Source organism: Liberibacter crescens BT-1 (assembly GCF_000325745.1).
Classification (GTDB): domain Bacteria; phylum Pseudomonadota; class Alphaproteobacteria; order Rhizobiales; family Rhizobiaceae; genus Liberibacter; species Liberibacter crescens.
In genome coordinates this window covers 1-16,669 of sequence record NC_019907.1, presented here as the reverse complement: position 1 = coordinate 16,669, position 16,669 = coordinate 1, and the positions used below count along the sequence as shown (strand labels likewise).

The following is a 16,669-nucleotide window of genomic DNA, read 5'->3' as shown; positions in this document are numbered from 1 at the left end:
CTTTGTATTTAACTTAATTATGAACTTCATCATAAGGAATTTTAAATAATTTCTCATTCAGATCAATATTATTTTTAACCTCTAAAATACTCACAGAAGTATTATCTCCTTTGCTATCTTTTACTGTCCATTGAAAAAGCTCATAATTATTGGTATCAAATATTAAAGAAATAGTATAATCGTTAATTTTAGAATTTTTTTCAGATAATATTATAGTAATAAAATCTTTTTCTTCTTTTATATCACTAACTATACTATCATTCATATCTAATTTACTAGACAGTATAAAATTAAGAGGTGTCTTAGAAAGAGGATAAATATCCCACGTTTTAAGCTCAGAATTACCTATAGCTACATTTTTTCCATCAGCAATAACTTTTACTTTATAAGGGTTATCATAATCGAATCTTAATTTTCCAGGACGTTCAATAAAAAATTTTCCTGTTCTTTCTTCTCCTCTGGAACCAATCTGTATAAACTTACCTTGCATTGTTCGTATAGATGAAAACTTTTCAAAAAGTTTTCGAACATTTTCTGATTTAACAGCAGCCTTAGCATGAAAAGAATAACTTAATGAGCTTATAAGTGTAATAAAAATTATAAGTCCAAGAATTAACTTTTTTCTAAATATTAATAAATCCATGAGCAATGACTTTCATAAGAAAAAATCTGATCTGTGAATAAATTTTACTAAATATATTCATTATTCACAAAAATCTGTATTTGATGATACTAATATTTCTCGTTTTCCAGTACTACTAGCTGGGCCAATCACTCCTTCTTCTTCCATTTTTTCGATTAAAGAAGCAGCACGATTATAACCAATACCTAAACGACGTTGTATGTAAGAAGTAGAAGCTTTTTTATCCCGTAATACTATCGCAACCGCTTGATTATATAACTCATCAGAGTTTGTTACACTATTTTTCCCAAAAGTGTTACTATACTTCTCATCGCTATCGTCTGTTATTTTATCAAGATATTTTGGTAATCCTTGTGTTTTTAGGTATGATACAATTTTTTCAACTTCATTATCTGACACAAAAGGACTATGAATACGTTGAATACGCCCTCCACCGGTCATATAAAGCATATCACCTTGTCCAAGAAGCTGTTCTGCCCCTTGTTCACCTAGAATAGTTCGGCTATCAATCTTAGATGACACTTGAAAAGACATTCGTGTTGGAAAATTAGCTTTAATTGTTCCAGTTATAACATCTACTGATGGTCTCTGTGTTGCCATAATAACATGAATACCAGATGCTCGAGCCATTTGTGCTAAACGTTGTATAGCGGATTCTATATCCTTTCCAGCAACCATCATTAAATCTGCCATTTCATCTATTACAACAACAATATATGGCATAGGTTGAAGATCAAATTCTTCTGTTTCATAAATCGCTTCACCACTGTTTTGATCAAATCCAGTTTGGACTGTACGACTGAGATTTTCACCTATATCAAGAGCTTGTGTAACTCTCATATTAAATCCATCAATATTACGCACTCCTATTTTTGACATTTTACGATAACGCTCTTCCATCTCACGTACTATCCATTTAAGTGCTACAATGGCTTTTTTAGGATCAGTAACAACTGGTGAGAGAAGATGTGGTATTCCATCATAGACAGACAATTCTAACATCTTTGGATCAATCATAATAAGACGGCATTGTTCTGGTGTCATTTTGTAGAGTAAAGACAAAATCATTGTATTGATAGCAACGGACTTACCTGAACCTGTAGTCCCGGCAATTAAAAGATGTGGCATCTTTGCAAGATCAACAACTATAGGATCTCCTCCGATGTTTTTCCCAAGTGCTATAGCAAGCTTAGCTTTAGTTTCTTGAAAAAGACTAGACATAATCAATTCTTTTAAAAAAACAGTTTCATGGACAACATTCGGTAATTCAATCCCTATAACATTACGTCCTGATATAACGGCAACACGGGCTGCAACTGCGCTCATAGACCTGGCAATATCATCAGAAAGACCAATAATACGTGATGATTTTATCCCTGGAGCAGGTTCTAATTCATAAAGGGTAACTACAGGACCAGGCCGAACATTAATAATTTCTCCTTTAACACCAAAATCATCTAATACACTTTCTAACATACGAGCATTACTCTGCAATACATTATGAGATAATGTAGTTGCACTACCAATATTTTTGGGTTCTTTAAGAAACTTGATCGAAGGAAGAGAAAAACCAATCTTTTCTTCTATATACACATCAGACTGAAGATTCGATTGACCACTAAAAAAGCTATTATTATAATTTTTATTGTCTTTCAGTTTTGATTCCTGATCACAATAATTTTTATCACCATTATTTTCTCTTCTATTTATTTCAGCATAATCTACACTTAAGATAGGTTCTATTCGTTGATTAAAAAAAGAAGAACCAACAGAATCATCTTCAAACTTTTCACTATCAAATTTTAAATCTGAAATATCATGAAAATCATGAGATTTTTTTGGCGAATACACAAATGATTTCCTTATTTTAAAAATACGAAACATGTGCGCTTGAAAAGAAAACCAAATATGCTCCAAAATACCTAATGCTAACAAACTTTTTGATTCTTCTGGACTTTCTAAATTTTTTTCCTGTTCATTGAATTCTTTAACTTTAAAAGTTCCAATAATTCCAGAAGAAAATAGCATTAACCATATTGTAATCATTACAAGTATTATCTGAAACAAAAAAGCAAAAGCTCCTGTTGGATAACTGCCAATAAATAATACAGGTAAGCGCATCACCATATCACCAATGATCCCACCAAATCCATTTTGAATAGGCCATGTTGATGAAGGAGGGTAACATGCAAGAAACGCCGTAGAAAAAAATAAGCTTGCTATCCAAGCTCCAAAACGTTCTAACCAACGTCCAAGTTTTTTTCCAGATATTAATGCTAATGACCATGAAATCAAAGGTAATAGTGATATAACACTTGAAAGGCCCAAAAATTGCATCATGATATCAGCAAAAACAGCACCACTATAGCCTAAAAGATTATTAGGCTGACGAGAGGTAGCATAGGAATAGCTAGGATCGTAAACATCCCATGTTGCTAAAGCTAAAACAAAAGCTACAACAAGAGCTACTAACAAGAAGCCTGACAATACCAGTAGCTTCCTGTAAACCCATGCTAAAAAGCCTTTATTATTTTTGGATGTACTCATATATCTAGGCATTACAATAAATCCATTTCACTTATTTTATTTTTAATACTTTGAAAAATGCCTTTATCTTCAAAGTCAGTACTCTTTTTAAAATGATGGATTTATTAAATATTTATTAAAGTTAACAATTGATTTTTAACTCTTAATTTATAAAATAAAACTTCTAATTTTTATATTTATTAATAGGTGTAATTATAACTAAAATGTAATACACCTATACTTAACAAGTATTCAGTTAACTAATATTTATTAACATAAATGTGACTATGAAAATAGCTTTTTTAAAAAGATCTTAAGTCTATATTTCATTTTTATATGTCTTCTGCTATCATCTAAGTTGAGTTAATTTTAATAATATAGAAAGATTAATAAATGTCTAGACAACCTCTTATGCCTAAATCTAGTGCTATATGGCTTATAGATAATACATCGCTTTCTTTCAATCAGATAGCAGAATTTTGCAAACTTCATCCTCTTGAAATTAAAGCTATTGCAGACGGAGAAACATCACAAGGAATAAAAGGTCTTGATCTTATTGCTACTGGTCAACTTACTCGTAATGAAATTACAAAAGGGGAAGCTGATAAAAATTACAAGATAAAACTTTCTGAACCTAGGATTAGAATACCTGAGATTGAAAGACGTGGAGCACGTTATACACCAGTTTCAAAACGTCAAGACAGGCCTAATGCTATATTATGGCTTATTCGCAACCATCCTGAGCTTAAGAATATACAAATTTCACGTTTAGTAGGTACAACAAAATCAACAATTGAACAAATTCGCGATCGTACGCATTGGAATTCTGCAAAGTTAACTCCTATTGATCCTGTAACATTAGGTCTTTGTTCACAAATTGATCTGGATTTAGAAGTCAAAAAAAGTGCCAATAATCGTATAGAACCATTGGTAGAAGATATTGGTGAAAAACTTCAAGGTTCATATTAAAAATGAATTTTTATATATTTTTATTTAAAATTAATAACTTATAAATTTCATTTCTTTTCTTTTTCTCTGGTTTTTCATCAAATCTACTACCAAGTGTCTATCGTTTTTTCCCTTTTTATCGGCTCTGTGAAAAGAGCATCAATGATTACATCTATTGGTTTTTCTCATCAGAAACAGACTGGATGTAATAACATGGTATTTATCTAGTGTCTCCTCCAAAAGGAGTGATGAAATATTTTCAACCGAAAGAAAATAAACTTCATCATAATATTTTAACTGTTAACGAGCACTCCTGTTTTTACCTGAATTCCAATCTTGTTAATACCTACATCTTTTGAAAATTTATCCAGATCAACTTCATTATTACCGGTATAACTATCGTCGCTAGAAGTAGCGCAGGATACTGCAAGTTGTTTAGTTCGATTAGAAACATCACCATATGCATATGTAAATATGCGTATCCCCTTCTGTTTCATCTCTTTACAGAGGCTCAAGGTTCTCTGATCATTCGTACTGTCATCATTATCGGTTAAAAATTCTGCAATAACATATTTTTTTACGATCTTATTCTTCTTCTTTTTCTGTTCTGATGCTTCATAAGCCGACGTCAGCTTATCATAAGCAATCCTCATGGCCAGATAGTTGTTCGTACCAGGTGTAGGAGGACTCCCCTTTTTAATCCGAGCTATATTTTCAGGAGTCTGCCAAAATAAAGTTCCATTTGAATCATCATCAGAATAAACTTGACTCGAATACGCAGTTTGTCCCAGTAATAAATAGCTCCCCAAATCAATATCTGTCCGCTCAAACAATGATTGCGCTAAACCACTATTTGCAGTTTCATGCATTGGGTATTGAGCTGGCTTCTTAGAATCAGAAAAATCTTGTACATATTCAACCGAGACACCAATTCTTGTATCAGGATTAGGAAGAACCGCCTTGGAGACACTACTCGTTGATATTGTTACTGAACCATGCCCCGAAATAATTCTTTCAAAAGAAAAAGAGCTCAGGGGCATATCATAAAAGGTAACAGCCTGAATGTTATATTCAGGTGAATCATGATAGGCTTTCTTAATTGTAACCTTTGCATCCGTAGAAAGTTTTTGAGCTATGTTCTGAGTAAAGAGATTTAATAATTGTTTTTGCAAACTATTCCTGACCAATTCTGTCATCGTGGCCACATTAATACTGACATCAGGATTAGTGTTTGCTTTTTTAAAAATTGCTGAAGCAGCCGTTAAAGTAGCAGCATCAGTTGCGTCCTGCAATGAATTACGGGTCAAAATCATCCTGGATGTATCAATGGCAAAGCCTACCATAGAAAGAAAAACCGGCATCAACAAGGCTGTTAATATAATAAAATTGCCCTTACGACATAAAAATATCTTTTTAAGAAAGTACATTTTAGTAAACTCATAGTATAAATTAATTATAATTTTTATTTATTGAATAAAATATCGATTTTATAAAATATTCTTCTATGAATAGCATCATAAAATTCTTTCTACTTTAAAAATATAGATATAAATTTATTTATTATCTATTGTTCAATGAAATTATATAGAATCACATGAATTTTATTTTTAAGCAGCTTTTAGAAAGCTGTGTTTTTGGAGATAGAAAAAAATGAGTCACAAAGTACAATAAGCAAGAATAGCATACTCAAACTTATCCCTCTATGATTTTAAAGTCTTCCCTACCTTCTTCTAAGAGTTTTAATTCAAGATTGTACGATCATATCCGATATTTCATACATCATTTCTCTTAATCTATAAAATAACACTATCAAAATGACTTCATTATACTCATGGGATAATCCCAATAATTTTTTAGTTAGCGATTTCCAAATATACTCGTTCCAATACGTACACTTGTTGATCCAAAAGATATGGCTGTCTCGTAATCTTGTGACATACCCATGGATAATTTCTGAACATTACATTCTTTAGCAAGTTTCGCTAATAAAGCAAAATGAGGACCAGGTATTTCATTAACAGGAGGAATACACATTAATCCTTCAACAATAAGACCAAATTTTTGTTGACAAAGAGATACAAATCTCTTTGTATCCTTAGGCATAACACCAGCTTTTTGTTCTTCAAGGCCTGTATTAACTTGAATATAAATTGGTAACTTACGTTTCTGTTTATTCATTTCAATTGCAAGAGAACAAGCTATTTTTTCTCTGTAGACAGCCTCAATGATATCGAAAAGCTCAACAGCTTCTACAACTTTATTAGACTGAAGTGGACCAATTAATCTTAATTCGACAGGATATTCTTTCTTAAGAGTTGTCCATTTTCTTTTTGCTTCCTGAACTCTGTTTTCGCCAAAAACACGTTGTCCACAAACTAAAGCTAATCGAATCTTTTCAATGTTGCAATTTTTTGATACAGCAACTAAAGATACACTATTTACTGCACGATTAGCAGAAATTTCACTATTTAATATTTTTTGTTTAACTTCATATAATCTTTCTTCTAGCATAAGTGTTTTCTTACTTACCTGGTATTGATTCAATTATTTAAATCAAAAAATAACTTATAAAATTTTATTATACTATAAAACTTGACTGATAAAGATTTTCGTGTTGGAAAACTGATAGTATATTCATAATTAATGATTTCGGATAGATAATTTCCATGGAAATAAAATATTATAATCACATTACTTCTGAACCTAAATGGCAATGCTTGTGGGCAGAGAAAAATATTTTTAAAGCTGATATTACAGAAACACATAACAAATACTATGTATTAGAAATGTTTCCATACCCATCTGGTAATATTCATATGGGGCATCTTCGAAACTATACAATGGGTGATGTAGTAGCACGCTACAAAAGAGCTAAAGGATTTAACGTTCTCCATCCCATGGGATGGGATGCCTTTGGAATGCCTGCAGAAAATGCAGCACGTGAAAAAAAAATTCATCCAAAGGAATGGACTTACCAGAATATCTCTACGATGAAACATGAACTTAGTTCTATAGGTTTATCAATAGACTGGGACAGAGAATTTGCTACTTGTGATGTAAACTATTATTATCACCAGCAAATGATGTTTCTAGATTTTATGGATCAAGGATTAGTATATCGTAAAGAATCACAAGTTAATTGGGATCCTGTTGATCAAACGATTCTTGCAAATGAACAAGTAATAGATGGTCGTGGGTGGCGTTCTTCTGCTTTGATTGAAAAACGTAATTTAAAACAATGGTTTTTCAAGATAACTGATTTTTCCCAAGAACTTCTTGAAGCGCTTGAGCAGCTGGTTGAATGGCCAGAAAAAGTCAAACTCATGCAAAAAAATTGGATTGGTCGTTCAGAAGGTTTAGAAATCCGCTGGGAAATAGCAGCTTGTGATATAGAAGACATAAAAGAACTAACAGTATATACAACACGCCCTGAAACAATATTCGGAGCATCTTTTTTAGCTATATCTGTTGACCATCCACTTGTTAAAATTCTTTCAGAAAAAAATCCTGATATAAAAGCATTTTGTAAAGAAACAAATCAAATAGGAACATCTTTGATTATGTTAGAAAATGCTGAAAAAAAAGGAATAGACACTGGAATCCGTGTAAAACATCCTTTCGATTCAACATGGGAAATACCTGTTTATATTGCTAATTTTGTTCTTATGGAATATGGAACAGGAGCAGTTTTTGGCTGTCCGTCTGCTGATCAACGTGATTTAAAGTTTGCTCAAAAGTATAATTTACCTATTATCCCTGTAGTGATGCCATCTAATGAGAATTCTGATACTTTTTGTATAAAAGATAACGCCTATACTGGTGAAGGGTTAATGATAAATTCTCATTTTCTTAATGGTAAATTAAATTCAGAATGTTTTGAAGATATCGCATCTTGTTTAGAAAAAAAAATCTTAAATGCCATTCCCCAAGCTAAACGGAAAGTAAATTTTCGTTTACGTGATTGGGGAATATCACGTCAACGTTATTGGGGTTGTCCAATTCCAATTATTCATTGCAAAAATTGTGGAATCATTCAGGTAGATCGAGAGAATCTCCCTGTCATATTACCAGAAGATGTCAATTTTGATTTACCTGGAAATCCACTTGATAGACATCCAACATGGAAAAAAGTTTTATGTCCAAAGTGTCCTTCTGAAGCTACGCGTGAAACAGATACTATGGATACCTTTGTAGATTCTGCATGGTATTATACACGTTTTATATCACCTGACTGCAAAAAACCTACAGATATTAATCTTTCTAGCTCTTGGTTGCCAGTTGACCAATATATTGGTGGAGTTGAGCATGCAATTTTACATCTTCTCTATGCACGTTTCTTTTCTAGAGCAATGTATATGACTGGATTTACTAAAAATAAAGAGCCTTTTAAGAATCTTTTTACTCAAGGAATGGTTGTTCATGAAACCTATTCCCGTATTAAAGATTTTAAAAAAGAATATTTTTCTGTTAGTGAAGTATATATCAAAGAAATTGATGGAATTCGTCGTGCTTTTTTAATTTCTGATAATTCAGAAATTACTATTGGTCCAATAGAAAAGATGTCAAAATCAAAAAAGAATGTCATTAATCCAAGAAAAATTATAGAAACTTACGGAGCTGATACAGCGCGCTTATTTGTTCTTTCTGATTCTCCTCCAGATCGTGATATTATATGGTCTCAATCTGGAATTGATTCTGTGTATCGTTTTATACAAAATATCTGGCGTTTATTTAATAATGCAAAGATTGAATTACAAAAAGTGAGTCCGAAAGCTGCAAAAACAGGTGAAGAATTTCATATTTCTCAGTCTGTGCATAAAATACTTAAATTAATAGAAGAAGCTTATGAAAAATTAGCTTTTAATAAAGTTGTTGCCTATATTCATGAGCTTGTAAATATTTTAGAGAAACCACTTGTAAAGATAGCAGAAGGAAAAGCTACTAAATCTTTAGTTTCTGCTATCAGGGATGCTGTAGAAATACTTATTCTAATAATTTCTCCTATAACACCACATTTTTCAGAAGAATGCTGGGAGGCTTTAGGCAATAAAGGGTTAGTAGCTTGTCAAAAATGGCCAGTTTTTGATGCCTCTTTAATTCAAGATATCTATATAACTCTTCCTATTCAAATAAATGGCAAAAAGCGTTTCGAATTTAAAATCTTCAAAAAAGCAGACAAAGATACTATTATAAAAACAGTATTAAACTTAGAAGCTATACAGAATGATTTAAAAGGACGTTCCCCTAAAAAAATTATTGTAGTTCCTCAGAGGATTGTAAACATTGTTATTTAATTTAAGAGATTGGTTTAAAATATTATTTCCTTTTTTTAGTGTTTTTTTACTTGATAGTTGCCAAGTAAAGCCTCTTTATTATAGCAATTCCAGTAATGCGATAATAAAATCTAACTCTATAGAGATTTCTGCAGCGACTAATTATGTTGAACAACTAGTACGAAATCATTTGTTTTTTTTATTTTTCCATGGAAAAAATAATAAAGAACAAACATATCAATATAAACTTATTATGAATGTTACCTCTAATACAACTGATGTACTTCTTGTTAATTCTTCTGATAAAGCATTATCAGGACGTATTACACTAACAGCAGTTTATGCTTTACAAACCATCTCTGATGGCAAAATAATTCATAAAGGTTCTTTATCTACCACATCTTTAGTTGATTTTTCAGAGCAAGCATTCGCTAAGATTCGTGCTATTCGAAATGCTGAAGAAAGAGCTGCTAAAGAGTTAGCAGAAAGCATAAATATTGATATTATTAATGTAATAAGTAATTTAAAATAAATTTATGATAGAAATCAAATCTTACGAATTAGAAAAATTTATTCTAAAAAATATTTTTTCATATTATTTATTTATTATTTATGGCCCAGATAGAGGGCTTATATCAGAAACAACTGATATACTTAAAGAAAGTCTTGGTATTTCCTATAATAATCCATTTTCTTTTATTAATTTAAACTTATCTGAAATTCAAAAGGAAAAAACAAAATTTTTAGATGAAGTAAATTCAACCAGTTTATTTAATGAAAAAAAGATCATTATAATAAAAGATATATCCACTGAAAAATTTATTTTAGAATATTTAGAACATATTATTAAATATCCTCCAGAAAAAAATAAAATTATCATTACAACAGGAGAATTTAAAAAAGATAATCCTATTAGAAAAATAACAGAAAAAGTAAATTCTATAGTTTCTATATCCTGTTACAATGATGATATACGTATATTAAATTCTTTAATCGATAAAGAGCTTCTTATTGAAAAAGCAAAGATAACAACTAAAGCACGTCAAATATTAATAAAATATCTAGGAGGAGATCGTATTGCTTCACGTAACGAAATACGTAAACTATTGCTCTATTGTTCAAAAAAACCTCTTATAGAAGAATCTGATGTTATAGATATTATTGGAGATTGTAGTATTATATCTATTGATGATGCTGTAGATTCACTTATATGTGGAAACACATCCGATTTACTTCAATTCACTAAAAAAATTTTCTTAGAAAAGATTCCTGCAACTGTTTTATTACAAGCATGCTTACGTAAATTTCAACTTTTATATACCATGCGTATAGAAATAGAATACAAAAATCTTTCTGTTACAGAAGTATTACAAAAATATGGAAAAAATATTTTTTTTAAAAGAAAAGCTGCTTTACAAAAAGCACTTAAAATATGGAAAATAAAACAAATAAAAAAAATATTATATAAAATTGACAAAACTATTGAACAAACAAGAAAAACACCTACAATTGAAAAAATATTAATTTTACAATCTCTTTTATCAATTTCACAAGAAACTACTAATAATTAAAAATATTATAATTTTTAATAGATTGTATCTTCTAAATTTATTAATCTTATTTTTTATCTTTTTAAGACATTTAAAAAATTAATCTCTTCCTAATAACGAATATATTTTTTCTAAATCTTCTATTGATTTATAATAAATGCATATTTCTCCACCACTATTTCGGGTATTAATTTGTACTTTAAGATTCAGTTTATCAGATAAATTCTGTTCAAATAGAATTATTGTATCGTCTTTTTTTCTTTGATTCTTTGAAGAATCTTTTTGATTATTTTTTTTATTTATAGAATTTCTTGCTAAAATTTCTGTATCACGTACTGACATTCCTTTAGAAACAACAATTTTAGCTAAAGATGCAGGATCAGGAGTTAAAATTAAAGAACGTGCATGACCTAAAGATAATTCTCCTTTTACAAGTAACTCTTTAACAGAATCAGGTAATTTTAAAAGCCTTAATATATTAGAAATATGACTACGACTTTTTCCAATAATTTCTCCAAGATCATTTTGTGTATATTCATACTCTGCAATTAATTTTTCATACCCTAAAGCTTCTTCTATTGGATTTAAATCTTTACGTTGAACATTTTCAACAATGGCAATTTCAAGTGCAGTTTTTTCATCTACATCACGAATAATAACAGGAATTTTTAGTAATCCAGATAATTGAGCAGCACGCCAACGTCGTTCACCAGCAATTATTTCATAAGAATCTTCTTTTAATGTACGTACAATTACTGGCTGCACAATCCCGTAACGACGAATTGATTGAGCGAGATCTTGTAATTCTTCTTCATTAAATGCAGATCGTGGATTATTTAAATTAGATGATATAAATTCAATAGGAATAAAACTATCTGGATTAACTGAAAAATTTCTATTTTTATTATCAAAAGGTCGATCTATTTCTCCTATAAGAGCAGCAAGTCCACGTCCAAGCCTACGTTTAGAATGATTCTCATTCATTTTTTTTCTTTCAAGTTAAGCAGCTTTACGTTCTCTTTCTCGTTCAATCATTTCAGAAGCTAATTTTATATAAGCTTGACTGCCTGTGCATTTGATATCATATAAAATTGCTGGTTTTCCATAAGAAGGAGCTTCAGAAATTCTAACATTTCTTGGAATAAGAGTACGATATACTTTTTCTCCAAGATTATTTCTAACATCAGTAACAACTTGTTGAGCTAAGTTATTTCTTGAATCAAACATAGTTAAAACAATTCCTTGTATATCAAGGTTTGGGTTGACTGTATCTCGAACTTCATTAACTGTTTCTAAAAGCTGACTAAGACCTTCTAAAGCAAAAAACTCACATTGTAATGGAACAAGTACTGAATGAGCTGCTACCATTGCATTCATAGTTAAGAGATTAAAAGAAGGAGGACAATCTAATAAAACATATGTAAAATTTTTAATTTCTTCAACATTAAGAGCTTTAGAAAGACAAAAAACTCTATCTTTTCTTGTTCCTATTTCCATTTCTATTCCTAACAAATCCATAGTTGAAGGAATAATTGATAAATTAGGAATTGATGTTTTTATAAGAACATTATCTAAACTAGATGAACCTACCAAAATATCATAAGAAGAAAACTTTCTATCACGTCTCTCGATTCCTAATCCAGTACTTGCATTTCCTTGAGGATCAAGATCAACTAAAAGAACATTCTCTCCAATAGCTGCTAAAGCAGTAGAAAGATTTATAGCTGTAGTAGTTTTTCCTACACCTCCTTTTTGGTTTGCTATAGTTATAATACGAGTACACTTCATATTCATGATTAATCTCCTTTCAAAAAGATAAGAAATTATTTTCTTTTAAGATTTGTAACTTCTAAAATTACAGAACTACACTCAATAGCACTTTTATGTTCTATAAGAGAAAAAGTCCAATGATTACACGCTTTATTAACTTCATTTTTATAACTACAACCTTTATAAAAAAAAGCTTTACAATTATTATTTTCTTTTAACCAAGGAAAACTATACTCTAAAAGACATTCAAAACTTGTTAATGCTCTAGCTGAAATTACATCACATTTCTGAATAAATTCAGGAGCTTTTTGTATAAGTAAAGGATAAACAGTACCTCTTGCTCCAGTTTCTTGGAGAGCAATACGTAAAAAACTTGCTTTTTTATGATTACTTTCAATTAGATTTACCCATCCATCTTTAAGTTCTGCCAGCTGGATAGCTACCATAATACCTGGAAAACCACCACCACTACCAAGATCTAACCAAACAGAAGGGATAGGATGTAAATAAAAGACTTGTAAACTATCTTGAATATGACGAACCCATAAATCTTTTCTATCTGAAGAAGAAACAAGATTTATAGTAGCAGACCATTTTAAAAATAAAAAATAAAAATGTTGTAATCTTTCTTGTGTTTCACGTGAAACATAAAAATTATCTAAGAGAACCTTAAAATCTTTCATAAACTAATTTACAATTCTATTTAAGATATTTTTATCTTCTATAATAAAATTCTTTTTTAAATAAAACAATAATAAAGATAAAGCAGCAGGAGTCATTCCATCAATTTTTGCAGCTTGAGCTAAATTAAAAGGCCTTATTTGATTTAATTTTAATTTTAACTCATTCGAAAGAGAAGGGAGATCAGAATAATTAAAATCTTTTGGAATTAATCTATTTTCTTCCCGTTGAACTTCTATAATATCAACATTTTGTCTTTCTATATAAACTTCATAAGATGATTCAATTTTAAGTTGTTCAAGAATTTTTAGAGAAAGTTGAGAAGTTTCAGGCCATATTGAATAAAGCTTATCAATACAATATTGAGGATAGGATAAAAATTCGTAAGCACTACGAATTTTTCCATCTTGTTTAAAAGAAATATCAAAATAAGAAGCTTGTTTAGGAGTTATTGATAAAGACTTTAAAAGAGTACGACCTTTATTTAATTCATTCAAATAGTGTTCAAAACGTATTTTTCTCTCTTTTCCAATACATCCTAATTTTATTCCAAAAGGGGTTAAACGAATATCAGCATTATCTACACGAAGTAAAAGACGATATTCTGCACGAGAAGTAAACATTCTATATGGTTCACTAACACCTTTAGATGTAAGATCATCTATCATAACACCAATATACGATTCAGTTCTACTAAAATAAACGCAATCTAAATCAAATGCTTTACGACAAGCATTCATTCCAGCAACTAACCCTTGTGCTGCCGCTTCCTCATAACCAGTTGTACCATTAATTTGTCCAGCTAAAAATAATCCTGATACTTTCTTAGTTTCTAAGGTTGGAAACAATTCTTGTGGATTTACATAATCATATTCAATTGCATATCCAGGCTGGATAATTTCTACATTTTCTAATCCAGGAATAGTACGAATGAATTCATGTTGAATTTCTTTTGGTAAGGAAGTTGAGATTCCATTTGGATAAATGATATCACTATCTAACCCTTCCGGCTCCAAAAATATTTGATGACCATCGCGTTCACCAAACCTAACAATTTTATCTTCTATAGATGGACAATATCTTGGACCAACAGCTACAATATTCCCAGAATATATTGAAGACAATTTAATATTTTCAGAAATAATACGATGTGTTTCTGATGTTGTTCTTGTAATTCCACATTCAATTTGAGGATTATTAATTTTATCCGTCATAAAAGAAAATGGAATAGGATTCTCATCAGCAGTTTGCCTGCCAACTTGATCCCAACGAATAGTTTCTTTTTTAAGTCGTGCTGGTGTACCAGTTTTTAAACGTCCAATTTCAAATTTTAGTTTAATTAATGTATCAATAATATTATCTGAAGGAGCTTCTCCCATTCTTCCTGCAGGAATTTTCAAATTTCCTATATGAATCATGCCACGTGAAAAGGTTCCTATTGTTAAAACAACTGTATTACAATATATTTTATGACCATCTTTTGTGATCACTGCAGAAATTTTTCCATCTTCTATAAGAAGCTCAAAAGCTTCTTTTTCAATAACTTCAAGATTAGCAAGTGATCTAATCTCTTCTTGCATTGCTAATTTATATAATTTTCTATCTGCTTGAGTACGAGGTCCACGGACTGCTGGACCTTTTTTAAGATTTAACATACGAAATTGTATCCCTGCTACATCAGAAACACGACCCATTAAACCATCTAAAGCATCTATTTCCCGAACAAGATGTCCTTTTCCAAGACCTCCAATAGCTGGATTACAAGACATAGATCCTATAGTAGAAAATCTGTGAGTTATAAGAGCAGTACGAGCACCAAGACGGGAAGAGACACTAGCGGCTTCACAACCAGCATGTCCGCCACCTATAATTATAACATCATAGCTTGAATTTATCAAAATTTACCTCATCATATTCTATATCTAATTTTTATTTACCAATACAAAACTTTGAAAAAATAACATCAAGAAGTTGTTCTATATCAATACTTCCTGTTATTTTTCCAAGAGATACAGCTGCTAATCTTAAATTTTCAGAAACAATATCTAATCCACATTCTTTTTGATTAAATACATTATCTAAATGAAAACTCACTTGTGATAAGTGTTCTAAGTGTCTTTTTTGACTCGGAATTACCATAGACACTTCTCTAAATTTATTATCAATAATATTTTTTATTTTATTGATTAAATCATTTAATCCTTCTCCTGTAACTATTGATATAGTTTGATCATAATCTTCATCAATTTCATGATGAAGATCATTTTTCGTACCAATAAAAAGAACATCAATATTTTTTGGGATAAAATCTACTTTTAGATCTGAAGAAATTTCTTTTAATAAAAGAACCAAATCAACTTCCTTAATGGCTAATTGTGCTCTTCTAATCCCTTCTTTTTCAATTTTGTCATCTGTTTCATGAATACCTGCTGTATCCAATATCTTTACAAGATAACCATCCAAATCTAAATCTAATGTAAGAATATCACGTGTAGTACCAGGAATATTTGTTACTATAGATACATCTCGTTTTGCTAATGCATTAAACAAACTTGATTTTCCTGCATTAGGATGTCCAACTATAGCAATTTTATAACCATCACGAATAATTTCTCCTAATTTTCCTTGAAAAATATGATTTTTTAATTCTTCTTGAAAAAAAGAAAGCTCTTGCCAAATTTCTTCAAATTTGAAATTCTTTATATCTTCTTCATCAGAAAAATCTAGTTCTGCTTCTATAAAGGCACGTATAACAGTTAATTTTTGAGACCATCTATTGTATAAATTAGATAAACTACCAGAAACCCTCTCATGAGAAAGACGACGCTGCATTTCTGTTTCAGAAAAAATTAAATCAGACAATCCTTCTAGTTCAAGTAAATCAAGTTTACCATTTTCAAAAGCTTGACGAGAAAATTCTCCAGGTTCTGCATGATACAAACCTGGTATATTTCCTAATTCTTTCAAAATTGCACGAACAACAGCAGGACCACCATGAACCTGAAATTCAACACAATCTTCACCAGTAAATGAATGAGGTGCTGGAAAACATAATAATAAACCTTTATCTAAAACTTTCCCATCTTTACCTATAAAATTTTTTAAAGATATAGTACGTAAAAATGAAACTTTATCTTTACAAAGGCTTTGACAAGCTTGAAAAGCCTTAGGCCCAGATAAACGAATAATAGCAATAGCTGAAGGAAGACGACCACTTGATAAAGCAAAAATAGTTTTCTTTTCAAAATTCATTATTTTACTAAATCAAAAACGATTTC

At 30.4% G+C, this 16,669-nt stretch carries 12 protein-coding genes and 1 pseudogene; 4 read left to right on the top strand and 9 right to left on the bottom strand.

Annotated elements, in window-relative coordinates:
* Positions 1 to 13 precede the first annotated feature (13 nt).
* Positions 14 to 643, bottom strand: a complete 630-nt coding sequence (locus B488_RS00065) for a LolA family protein (protein ID WP_015272432.1) — start codon at positions 641 to 643, stop codon at positions 14 to 16.
* A 60-nt stretch (positions 644 to 703) separates the two neighbouring features.
* On the bottom strand, positions 704 to 3,202 hold the full coding sequence (locus tag B488_RS00060; RefSeq protein ID WP_051012084.1) for a DNA translocase FtsK: 2,499 nt from the start codon (positions 3,200 to 3,202) through the stop codon (positions 704 to 706).
* Between the two features lie 360 nt (positions 3,203 to 3,562).
* On the opposite strand from B488_RS00060, the pseudogene B488_RS00055 reads away from it, so the two are divergent.
* Positions 3,563 to 4,126: pseudogene (locus B488_RS00055) on the top strand (DUF1013 domain-containing protein); the annotation flags it as partial.
* Positions 4,127 to 4,410: 284 nt separating this feature from the next.
* Here the strand turns inward: B488_RS00055 and B488_RS00050 are convergent.
* Complete coding sequence (locus B488_RS00050; RefSeq protein WP_015272429.1) at positions 4,411 to 5,544, bottom strand: TadE/TadG family type IV pilus assembly protein; 1,134 nt, start codon at positions 5,542 to 5,544, stop codon at positions 4,411 to 4,413.
* Between the two features lie 430 nt (positions 5,545 to 5,974).
* Positions 5,975 to 6,628, bottom strand: coding sequence for a YggS family pyridoxal phosphate-dependent enzyme (locus B488_RS00045; RefSeq protein WP_015272428.1), 654 nt, complete (start codon positions 6,626 to 6,628; stop codon positions 5,975 to 5,977).
* 155 nt (positions 6,629 to 6,783) lie between these two features.
* Between B488_RS00045 and leuS the strand changes: the two genes are divergently transcribed.
* The 3 genes from leuS to holA are packed head-to-tail and all read left to right on the top strand — an operon-like array spanning position 6,784 to position 10,961.
* Complete coding sequence (gene leuS, locus B488_RS00040; RefSeq protein WP_015272427.1) at positions 6,784 to 9,411, top strand: leucine--tRNA ligase; 2,628 nt, start codon at positions 6,784 to 6,786, stop codon at positions 9,409 to 9,411.
* The gene (lptE, locus tag B488_RS00035) at positions 9,401 to 9,922 is read left to right on the top strand and encodes an LPS assembly lipoprotein LptE (RefSeq protein WP_015272426.1); all 522 of its coding nucleotides are present in this window, start codon (positions 9,401 to 9,403) and stop codon (positions 9,920 to 9,922) included. The genes leuS and lptE overlap by 11 nt, the downstream gene beginning before the upstream one ends.
* A 4-nt stretch (positions 9,923 to 9,926) precedes the next feature.
* Complete coding sequence (gene holA / locus B488_RS00030) at positions 9,927 to 10,961, top strand: DNA polymerase III subunit delta (protein WP_015272425.1); 1,035 nt, start codon at positions 9,927 to 9,929, stop codon at positions 10,959 to 10,961.
* A gap of 78 nt (positions 10,962 to 11,039) precedes the next feature.
* On the opposite strand, the gene B488_RS00025 is transcribed toward holA, so the two are convergent.
* The 5 genes from B488_RS00025 to mnmE are packed head-to-tail and all read right to left on the bottom strand — an operon-like array spanning position 11,040 to position 16,643.
* Positions 11,040 to 11,924: a ParB/RepB/Spo0J family partition protein gene (locus B488_RS00025; RefSeq protein ID WP_015272424.1), complete on the bottom strand. Its 885-nt coding sequence runs from the start codon at positions 11,922 to 11,924 to the stop codon at positions 11,040 to 11,042.
* Between the two features lie 15 nt (positions 11,925 to 11,939).
* Entirely contained in the window at positions 11,940 to 12,734 is a 795-nt protein-coding gene (locus B488_RS00020; RefSeq protein ID WP_015272423.1) for a ParA family protein, read from the bottom strand.
* Between the two features lie 29 nt (positions 12,735 to 12,763).
* The gene (rsmG, locus tag B488_RS00015; RefSeq protein ID WP_015272422.1) at positions 12,764 to 13,393 is read right to left on the bottom strand and encodes a 16S rRNA (guanine(527)-N(7))-methyltransferase RsmG; all 630 of its coding nucleotides are present in this window, start codon (positions 13,391 to 13,393) and stop codon (positions 12,764 to 12,766) included.
* Between the two features lie 3 nt (positions 13,394 to 13,396).
* Positions 13,397 to 15,289 (bottom strand): tRNA uridine-5-carboxymethylaminomethyl(34) synthesis enzyme MnmG, encoded by a 1,893-nt coding sequence (gene mnmG / locus B488_RS00010; RefSeq protein ID WP_015272421.1) that lies wholly within the window; start codon positions 15,287 to 15,289, stop codon positions 13,397 to 13,399.
* A gap of 31 nt (positions 15,290 to 15,320) precedes the next feature.
* On the bottom strand, positions 15,321 to 16,643 hold the full coding sequence (gene mnmE, locus B488_RS00005) for a tRNA uridine-5-carboxymethylaminomethyl(34) synthesis GTPase MnmE (protein ID WP_015272420.1): 1,323 nt from the start codon (positions 16,641 to 16,643) through the stop codon (positions 15,321 to 15,323).
* Positions 16,644 to 16,669 lie beyond the last annotated feature (26 nt).

Coding starts and splice junctions, on each gene's coding strand:
- B488_RS00065 (WP_015272432.1), bottom strand. CDS start 643: ATGGATTTATTAATATTTAGAAAAAAGTTAATTCTTGGACTTATAATT.
- B488_RS00060 (WP_051012084.1), bottom strand. CDS start 3,202: ATGCCTAGATATATGAGTACATCCAAAAATAATAAAGGCTTTTTAGCA.
- B488_RS00050 (WP_015272429.1), bottom strand. CDS start 5,544: ATGTACTTTCTTAAAAAGATATTTTTATGTCGTAAGGGCAATTTTATT.
- B488_RS00045 (WP_015272428.1), bottom strand. CDS start 6,628: ATGCTAGAAGAAAGATTATATGAAGTTAAACAAAAAATATTAAATAGT.
- leuS (WP_015272427.1), top strand. CDS start 6,784: ATGGAAATAAAATATTATAATCACATTACTTCTGAACCTAAATGGCAA.
- holA (WP_015272425.1), top strand. CDS start 9,927: ATGATAGAAATCAAATCTTACGAATTAGAAAAATTTATTCTAAAAAAT.
- B488_RS00025 (WP_015272424.1), bottom strand. CDS start 11,924: ATGAATGAGAATCATTCTAAACGTAGGCTTGGACGTGGACTTGCTGCT.
- B488_RS00020 (WP_015272423.1), bottom strand. CDS start 12,734: ATGAATATGAAGTGTACTCGTATTATAACTATAGCAAACCAAAAAGGA.
- rsmG (WP_015272422.1), bottom strand. CDS start 13,393: ATGAAAGATTTTAAGGTTCTCTTAGATAATTTTTATGTTTCACGTGAA.
- mnmE (WP_015272420.1), bottom strand. CDS start 16,643: ATGAATTTTGAAAAGAAAACTATTTTTGCTTTATCAAGTGGTCGTCTT.